This is a genomic window from Anaerohalosphaeraceae bacterium, from assembly GCA_037479115.1.
GTDB lineage: Bacteria > Planctomycetota > Phycisphaerae > Sedimentisphaerales > Anaerohalosphaeraceae > JAHDQI01.
Map to the genome: position 1 here is coordinate 1 of JBBFLK010000042.1, position 8,573 is coordinate 8,573.

Annotated in this window: 7 protein-coding genes and 1 CRISPR repeat array; all 7 genes read left to right on the plus strand. The window is 50.5% G+C overall.

Going from position 1 to position 8,573, the window contains the following annotated elements; all coding sequences use genetic code 11:
* The coding region (cas6, locus tag WHS88_12440) for a CRISPR system precrRNA processing endoribonuclease RAMP protein Cas6 (GenBank protein MEJ5260987.1) at positions 1-992 on the plus strand (992 nt) is incomplete at its 5' end.
* A complete protein-coding gene (gene cas10 / locus WHS88_12445) occupies positions 970-3,537 on the plus strand; it encodes a type III-A CRISPR-associated protein Cas10/Csm1 (GenBank protein MEJ5260988.1) in 2,568 nt (855 codons plus the stop codon). The genes cas6 and cas10, both read left to right, overlap by 23 nt.
* Positions 3,538-3,557: 20 nt before the next feature.
* Positions 3,558-4,028, plus strand: a complete 471-nt coding sequence (csm2, locus tag WHS88_12450) for a type III-A CRISPR-associated protein Csm2 (GenBank protein ID MEJ5260989.1) — start codon at positions 3,558-3,560, stop codon at positions 4,026-4,028.
* A 3-nt stretch (positions 4,029-4,031) separates the two neighbouring features.
* Positions 4,032-4,709, plus strand: coding sequence for a type III-A CRISPR-associated RAMP protein Csm3 (csm3, locus tag WHS88_12455; GenBank protein ID MEJ5260990.1), 678 nt, complete (start codon positions 4,032-4,034; stop codon positions 4,707-4,709).
* Positions 4,710-4,727: 18 nt separating this feature from the next.
* The gene (locus WHS88_12460; GenBank protein MEJ5260991.1) at positions 4,728-5,798 is read left to right on the plus strand and encodes a hypothetical protein; all 1,071 of its coding nucleotides are present in this window, start codon (positions 4,728-4,730) and stop codon (positions 5,796-5,798) included.
* Positions 5,795-7,030, plus strand: coding sequence for a type III-A CRISPR-associated RAMP protein Csm5 (gene csm5 / locus WHS88_12465; GenBank protein MEJ5260992.1), 1,236 nt, complete (start codon positions 5,795-5,797; stop codon positions 7,028-7,030). Before WHS88_12460 ends, csm5 begins: the two co-directional genes overlap by 4 nt.
* A gap of 44 nt (positions 7,031-7,074) precedes the next feature.
* A complete protein-coding gene (locus tag WHS88_12470; GenBank protein MEJ5260993.1) occupies positions 7,075-7,221 on the plus strand; it encodes a hypothetical protein in 147 nt (48 codons plus the stop codon).
* 338 nt (positions 7,222-7,559) lie between these two features.
* Positions 7,560-8,442: direct repeats of the CRISPR family, unit length 36 nt; unit sequence CTTGCATTTTTTCCCTGATGAATAAGGGATTGAAAC.
* The last annotated feature ends 131 nt before the right edge of the window (positions 8,443-8,573 follow it).

Genomic DNA, 8,573 nt, shown 5'->3' on the forward strand with positions numbered 1-8,573 from the left:
TCTCAGGCGACAAATCCACCTTAATTATGCGCTCAGTTTTCGGGGAGTATTATACATTTGCAGAAGTCCAAATTGAAGGACGGTTTGAGGGCAAAGGATGTCTGCCGCCGTTTCGGGGGGCCACTCTTCGAGGCGGCTTCGGGTATCATCTCAAACAGACGGTCTGTCATCGAAAGCAGAGCACCTGTCAGGACTGTATCGTTCGGACCACTTGCGCTTACAGCTGCATCTTTGAAGGGATTCCTCCGCAGGACCGTCAGATGATGCGGCTCTATCCCTATGTCCCGCAGCCCTTTACACTTCTGGTTAATCCGGAGGACCCTGCCCAAATCGAGCCGGGCGATATGTTTTCTTTCGGCATGCGTCTTTTCGGCAGGGCCATCGAGCTGTTTCCTTATATCGCCTACAGTTTCATCGAAATGGGCAAAGAAGGGCTCGGGAAAGACCGGATACCTTTCCAAATTACCCGGATTGTCCAGCCCTCCTTTGCGTTGGAGATTTATCAGGAGCAGGGGGCTTGCCTCCGGAAAGTCCAAACAGAATATCCTCAAAATGTGCTTCCTTTCTGTAAGCGCATCCGAACGGATTTTATTACGCCCGTGCGTCTTCGAGTCAACGGCAGAGAACCTTCTGCAATCCGATTCGAGGATTTAATCCGTGCGATTGTCCGAAGATTCTCTATTTTGACGTATTTCTATGGGACCCCGCCGGAAAATCTTTCTATTGATTATTCTGCGGCGGCGGCCGTTTCCTCTGTTTGCAGCCAAACCAAACCAATTGAGTTCCGCCGATTTTCCGGCAGACAGAAACGCCCTGTTGAGATGAGCGGTCTGGTCGGAAGTGCGATTTATGAAGGCAATCTGGAGCCGTTTCTGTCCTGGCTGTCGATTGCCCAAATTATTGGCGTTGGAAAGGCGGCCAGCTTCGGCTTCGGCCGCATCCAGATAACCCCTTTGCAAGAGGACAAATATGATGCAGAAAGAATTGATTGAACTGTGTATCGGTGCCATCCTCCACGATATCGGCAAAATCGGCGAGCGGGCTCGCATCGAGCTTTCCGATCAATCTGAAAGATTAAAATCGCAAATCTGTCCGACGGGAAAAGACGGCAATTACGGCTATATCCACGCCGCCTGCACCAACGAATTTATGGAAAAAATAAAAAACAAGCTGCCGCGCGAGCTGGATGCCTCGAAAATTGCCAATATCGCCTGCTATCATCACAAGCCCGATCACGATAAACCTCTTCAATTCATTGTCCAGACGGCAGACTGGCTCTCTGCCGGACAAGACCGGGCGGAAGACCAAAAAGACGACTCCGCCGTTCCCCGTGATGCAGGAATCCGCGATTTTGCCAACAGCATCTTTGCCGGCATTACCCCGATTGTCAAAAAGGATTGGAAAAAACCCGCAGCTATCCATCTGCCGCTGATTCCCCTGGAACTGAATGAAAAAGTCTTTCCCTGTTCTGCTTCTGCGAATCCTGTTGAGGACCATAACCTTTTGTGGAATAGTATCTTGGAGCATTTTGAGCGGCTGGAGCCGACGAATCCGGTTTTGTTTATTCACCAGCTGATTTGGGTCTTTGGGCTTTACTCCTGGTCTGTACGGAGCCATCGAAGCCAGTTTGCGGAAATTTCGCTGCTGGACCACTCCCTAACGACGGCGGCCTTTGCCTGCGCCCTATATCAGTATCACAGCCGGACCAACACAATGACTGAAAAAGACATTCAGGACTACAATCCCAAGAAATTCCGTATTGTCCAGGGCGACCTGAGCGGCATCCAGTCTTATTTATATGATGCCGCTTTGGACAATCCGTCCGGCCTGAGCAAACGCCTCCGCGCCAAGTCTTTTTATTTGAATCTGATTACGCGTCTGGCCGGGTCGCTGCTCTTGCAGAAGGTCGGCCTGCCGGAGGTCAACCGCATCATCGATGCAGGCGGAAACTTTACCCTGCTTGTCCACAATACGCCCGATTGTCTGGATACTATCAAAGATACCCAAAAGCAGATTGACGACTGGTTCCGGCGTACCTTTGCCGGCAAACTCCATCTGAATCTGTGCTATGAAACTGAATTAAGCGGCAACGATTTCAAAAAAGAGCGTTTTTACGAAATCCAGCAGAAACTGGCCCAGCAGATGGATCATGCTAAAAGGCAGGCCCAAAGGGCCGTCCTGACCGATGGGGCCCGCTGGAATCCGAGTGCATTCCTCCCTCCAATCGACCCGTCGCTGATTCCCAAAACTCCATCAGAAGAAGGGGAAAATTCAAAGGAATTGCCTGAAAACAAATTTTTTGAAGAATTGGGGAAGAAACTGACCAGCGGAAACTTTCTGATTGTTTCCGGGGCTGCTCTTCCGGGTGCATTCAGCGAAGAACTGGCTCGCTTGCCGATGGCCCATCCTTTTGGTGCCTTCTATTTTGCCGTCAAAGCAGCCCCGGCCGCTTCCGCCGACATTGTCGGCTGCTTCGAGCTCGTTCCGGGCAATGAATCCAAATCCTTCGGCCAAACGCGCTGCGGTCTCCTGCTGGCCAACTACATTCCCCGACAGACGGAACAGGACCGGCCGCTCTACGAATTTCCGGAGATTGCCGACTGGCTCCGTCAGCAGTTCTCGGAGGAGAACGAATCCATTTACAGCAGCGGCCAGCCGAAATCTTTTGCTCAGCTTTGTGCCGATTCGTTAATCCGCAAAACAAAGGAGAAAATCGAGGTCAAAGGCGAGCCCCTGCTGGCGGTTCTGAAAGCTGATGTGGACCGACTGGGCATGCTCTTTTCCAAAATCCTCGAAAATGCCCGGGCCCCGCTGAGCTGGTATATCTCCCTGTCCCGGCAGCTGAACCTGTTTTTCTGCGGCATCCTGCCCGGCTGGTTCCTCAATCCGCCGAAGGAAAATCCTGATTTTCGGAATATCTACACCGTCTATGCGGGCGGCGATGACCTTCTTCTGGTCGGCCCGTGGACTACGATGCTTAAGTTCGCCGCCTTTCTCCGGCGAAAGTTTAAGGAATATGTCTGCGGACATCCGGAAATCTCCATCTCGGCCGGCATTGCCCTCTGCCACAGCCGCTTCCCGCTTTCTCAGGCCGCCAAACAGGCCGGCGATGCCCTCGAAAAGGCCAAGAAAACCAGAGACCGCATCTGTGTCTTCAACACTGTTCTCACTTGGGAGTCTTTTGAGCAGGCGATTGGACGGGATGCCGCCTTTTTTGATCAGATGATTACAGAAGACGGCGCAGAGGGCATCAGGGCTGCCAAGGGCTTTGTTTACCGCCTTCTCCGTTATGCGAAAACGGCTGAAGAGTGCGCCGACGCGGGCAAAACGCCGGTCAATCTCCGCAAGCTGCTCTGGCGTTCGCACCTGAAGTATGACATCGCCCGAAATGTCAAGCCGGTCGATAAAGAAGACAGACAGCCCGCAGGCCTTCGCCGTATCGAGGAACTTACCGCCCTCACGGCCGATGATGCAGGAAAAGACAAAATCCGGCGCCTCAAAGTCGCCGCAACATACTGTCTCTATCTGAACCGTTAACCTTTTTTGGAGGATTGGCTATGAGTCAGCAAAAACATTCTTATTCAGGCGGTCATGGGAATCGAGAAACCCAAAACCGCCATAACGAAACTATTCCGTTGCCTGACGTAATATACTATGATTCTTCAGGTAATATGCCGGTGCAACTGCTCTCAGACTGGGCAGAAGCCTGGGCAAAATCTTTTCCAGAAAAAAAACTATCCAAAAACCAGATTCGCCGATTTTTCGGAGCGATAAAAAATCTGCATTTTCAATTAGATAGCGGTCGTCCGTGGGAACAAATTCTGCCTTTGTTTAAAATGTTCCTGAGCAAGGTAAGCTATGCAGAAAAAGCTGTTTCGAAAAAAATTCCATCAGAGTTTGCCAACTTTCTAAAAATCCACATCAAAAAAGTTGGCAGCAGTGAAAAAAACTTTCGTGCTTTTGTGCTTTTCTTCGAGGCGGTGCTGGGATTTGCGTATGGTTATGACAAAATTGGTGGAAAGGAATAAACCATGTCAGAATTCAAAAAAATCGTCAAAATTAAGGTCATTACAGGAAAAATTTTCGTCCAAACCGGTCTGCATATCGGGGCATCCAATGATACGATGGAAATCGGAGGTGTGGACAATCCCGTCCTTCGAAATCCGGCTAACGAAGAACCCTACATTCCCGGTTCGTCCCTGAAAGGCAGGATGCGTTCGCTGATGGAATGGCATTTGGGCAAACTCCATCCGCAGGGCGAAGTGTTCATGGACACCAATCCGGAATGTCCCATCACACGGGTTTTCGGCCACAGCGCAAGCAAGGATAACAAGGTCGGTCTGACTCGCCTTATCGTACGCGACTGCTTCCTCAGCGACGAATCCCGCAAAGCATTTGCCGGCGGTCAGGACATCACCGAAGTCAAACATGAAAACTCTATCAACCGCATCACCTCCATGGCAAATCCCCGCCCGATTGAGCGGGTGGTGCCGGGGGTGACATTTGACCTCGATATTGCCTACCGCGTGCTCGATACCGGCGACGGCGGAGCGACGGATGAAAAGTACTTCAAGGAAGTTGTCCTGAAGGCCCTGGCACTGGTGGAAAAGGATTATCTGGGCGGCTGCGGCTCCCGCGGATGCGGCAAGGTCAAATTCATCGACCTCAAAGACGAAGCCGGAAATCCCCTCACCCTGCCTACAGTCTGAACGGAAAGGCCCTGACCTATGCAATGGTACGAAATCAAACTGAAGGTGCACACGGCTCTGGGCACGCGGCTGTCGGCCGATACCCTGTTCGGCCATTTGTGCTGGGCCCTCCGCTATCACGAAGGCGAAGCGGCCCTCGCCGATTTTCTCCGTGCCTATGCCGACGGAGCGCCGCCGCTGCTTTTGTCCGATGTCTTCCCGGATGGCTACTGGCCGCTTCCGCACCTGCCCCGGCCGACCCCCGAGCAGGAAAAGAACCTGCTCGAGAAAATCCGGCGCATCCCAAAGAGCGAACTGGAAAAGCACCTGTATGTCGAAAAAGACGGAGAAGTTCCGGTCGGGAATGCAAAACCAAACGAAATTGAGGCCTTCGATTTCCTCAAATGGATGTACAAACTGTCCTTTCTGCCGGATAAGGGCCTCCATGCCCTTTGCGGCGGGCTGAGCACCGAGGCCGTCTTTCGTTGGTTTCTCGACAACGAGTGCGGAAGCCCGATACTGCCCAAAGAAACCGTCGTGGCCCACAACACCATCAGCCGTCTGACCGGCACCACCGGCCAGGAAGGGTCGCTCTTTTTCACCAAAGAGTGGCATATTGACCCTTCCGATCCGCCCGTTTTTCGTCTTCTGGCCGCCTCGGCTCAGTACAGCGGCGAGAAAATCAAGGCCCTGTTTGAGCGGGCTCTTGAGGGCGGCTACGGCAAATACAAATCCCGCGGCAAGGGCAAGGTTGCTGTCGAATCGGTTTCTCCGGCCGTCCTGCCGGCTGTTTCCAAACCCAATGCCGTCCTCCTTCTGGCCGCTTGTGCACCCGCCGAACAGGACCCCGCCGAGGGTTTCTGGAAACTCCAGACCAAAATCGGCAAACTCGGCGGCGACTGGGCCGTCGGGCCTCATCCGAGCGGCATTCACGATGTGTATAAAAAGCCGCTGATTCTGCTGACGGCCGGGTCGGTGCTGAAAACCGACAGCCCGCGTCCCTTTTACGGCCGGCTTGTCCAAAACATTCACCGCTCTTTCCCGGAAGTGTGCCAGTATGCCCTTGCGCCGGCCCTGCCGGTCTGCTGTGATTTTACGGAGGTTATATGAAGCGATACAAAATGACCATTACCATCCTTTCCCCCGTTCATATCGGCTCCGGACAGGATATCGACCCGACGGAATATGTCGTCAAAAACGGCATTTTTTACCGGATTGACCTGCCCCGATTCCTCTCAGAGATGCCGCCGGCCCTCCGGGCCGAATTCGACCGCAGAGTGTCGGACCCCAATCCGTTTGTTATCCGTGACTTTATTTGCCGCCATGTTGACCCCGAAAAGTACGCCTGCTTCAGAGCGGATGCAGGGGCCTTTGAGTCGGAGTACAAAAATAGTCTTTCGGATCGGAACCGGCAGATGGAAGTCAGTCTCTTTACCCGAACCCCCGGCACCTGGCGGGCCTATATCCCCGGCTCCTCCATCAAAGGCGCCATCCGAACCGCTGTAATCAATACCCTGGCTCAGGAGAAAAAAGAATCTCTGAAACAGAAAAAGCAGGAAGCCGTAGAAAAGGCCAAAGAAAGAACTGAGCGGATTATTGAAAAATTGAAGCAAAAAAACAAAAAGTACGACGAGAAAAAAATCTATCAGGAGCAGCTCCAGAAGGCTTATGAAGAATTTGGCAAAACCCAGCTGGAGCCGCTTTGTCTGAAACAGTACAAATTTAATCCCCAGACCGACCCATTCCGGTGTGTGAAAATATCGGATGCGATGCTGCCGGAAGAAATGCCGACCTTTATTGATAAAGCAGAAATTTTTAAGCTGAAAAAAACGGCCGGCGCTGACCCCTCGAAAATTCAGATGTTTTACGAGCAGTGTTTTTCGATGCTCGATAAGGAAGATGACAACGATGAAGACATTCGGGCTGAAGGCACACTCGATATCGACGACCAATTGCCTGAAAAAAGCTTCTTTGATAACCGTGAAGGGAAAAAAATCCCCGCTGTGTCGATGAAGCTGGATGCCTACATGATTCTCAAGGCCTGCCGTGCTTTTTATCAGCCGAAAATGCAGCAGGAGCACGATAAGTTTTACCGTTCCAGTTCCGAACTGGAACAGAACAGCCAAAAGTTGCTGGATCTCCTAAACAAGTGTAACGATAACGAATTCCCGCTTCGGATAGGGCGGTTCAGTCATGTCGAGTGTACGACGGTGGACGAATTTCGCGAGCCGTACAACCCCCGCGGCTGGGGCAACTCCCGGACCCTCTCGGGCGGGACCATGCCGATGGGCTGGGTGAAGGTCCGATTGGAGCCTGAGAAAGACGAGAAACAGAGGGCATAGAAGACAAGGAATGCGGCGAACTTTTCAACGGCGGTAAGAAAAAAATGGAACAGAGTCGATTGGACCAGATAAAGGAAGAAGAGTTCGGGTGCAGATATTGCCGATGGTACGAGGTGTGCGATGGGGATTTTATCCTGTATGAACCGGAGGAATACGGGTACGGGTGCAGAAAGCATACCCCCTGTGAATAACCCGTGCTCGGCGGGACGGTTTTCGCGGCCGGACGGGGCATGGATGGATTGTAAAGAAAAAAGACCCGTATAGTGTGTAATATGGGCGGTTTTTTAAAGATATTTGCACGTAAAAATTTGCAGAATCAGGGCTTAAAACGCTTGACAGAACCGCCGGTCGGCCTATAATAGAAAATGTGCCGATTACAGAAAACTTGTAAGTTTCGGTCTTTCAAAAGTTTATAGAGATTTTGGCCTTTGGGAGGGCACAAAAAAATTGCCGAAAAAGGCCCTCAAAGAGGGGGTTACAGTTTTTGCCTTTGCAACCCCTTGAAAACAAAAGACTTGCAAAGGCCGGTCTTGCATTTTTTCCCTGATGAATAAGGGATTGAAACATCCGGTGGCGGATCCGAACTGGAAAGATATCTGGGCACTTGCATTTTTTCCCTGATGAATAAGGGATTGAAACGATTTTGTGATTTTTGATGCGCATTTTTAATGCATACAGCAGCTTGCATTTTTTCCCTGATGAATAAGGGATTGAAACACGATTGTGTTATAATCAAAACGGATTTTTGTTTCGCAGTAATCTTGCATTTTTTCCCTGATGAATAAGGGATTGAAACTTCTTCTTTGGGTGAGCCGACTTGTCATAATTACGAGGACTCTTGCATTTTTTCCCTGATGAATAAGGGATTGAAACTTCCAAAACACGTTTTCCAAAGAATCTCTCCACATCCATCTTGCATTTTTTCCCTGATGAATAAGGGATTGAAACCTCGCCTTTTTTTTGCGTGTTTTTTTTGTAGTTGCCTTGTTCTTGCATTTTTTCCCTGATGAATAAGGGATTGAAACCATCATCCCAGCGTTCAACAATCCGCACAAGCGAATTCACCTTGCATTTTTTCCCTGATGAATAAGGGATTGAAACCGTAATCTCCTTTGCTTATCGATTTTAATTTTCTGTGGTCCCCTTGCATTTTTTCCCTGATGAATAAGGGATTGAAACCCCAGTTAGCATTATACAGATTTGGTTCTTCAAAAAATGCACTTGCATTTTTTCCCTGATGAATAAGGGATTGAAACGGCCCAGACTGAACCCAATGCCGTTGTTTTTGGTCCAGCCGGCGGTACTTGCATTTTTTCCCTGATGAATAAGGGATTGAAACAAGGTCTGTTTTTTAGCCATTGACAATCTCCTTTCCTCTTGCATTTTTTCCCTGATGAATAAGGGATTGAAACCAGGCAGCGGCCAGTCTCCAGCGGCCAGTGACCAGTTATCAGTCATCAGTCAGCAGTTTTTCCGTTAAATTCATTTGCTTTCGTCCTTCGCTTTTTTTCGAATCTGTGAAATCTGCGCAATCTGTGGTTTC

Coding starts and splice junctions, on each gene's coding strand:
- cas10 (MEJ5260988.1), top strand. CDS start 970: ATGATGCAGAAAGAATTGATTGAACTGTGTATCGGTGCCATCCTCCAC.
- csm2 (MEJ5260989.1), top strand. CDS start 3,558: ATGAGTCAGCAAAAACATTCTTATTCAGGCGGTCATGGGAATCGAGAA.
- csm3 (MEJ5260990.1), top strand. CDS start 4,032: ATGTCAGAATTCAAAAAAATCGTCAAAATTAAGGTCATTACAGGAAAA.
- WHS88_12460 (MEJ5260991.1), top strand. CDS start 4,728: ATGCAATGGTACGAAATCAAACTGAAGGTGCACACGGCTCTGGGCACG.
- csm5 (MEJ5260992.1), top strand. CDS start 5,795: ATGAAGCGATACAAAATGACCATTACCATCCTTTCCCCCGTTCATATC.
- WHS88_12470 (MEJ5260993.1), top strand. CDS start 7,075: ATGGAACAGAGTCGATTGGACCAGATAAAGGAAGAAGAGTTCGGGTGC.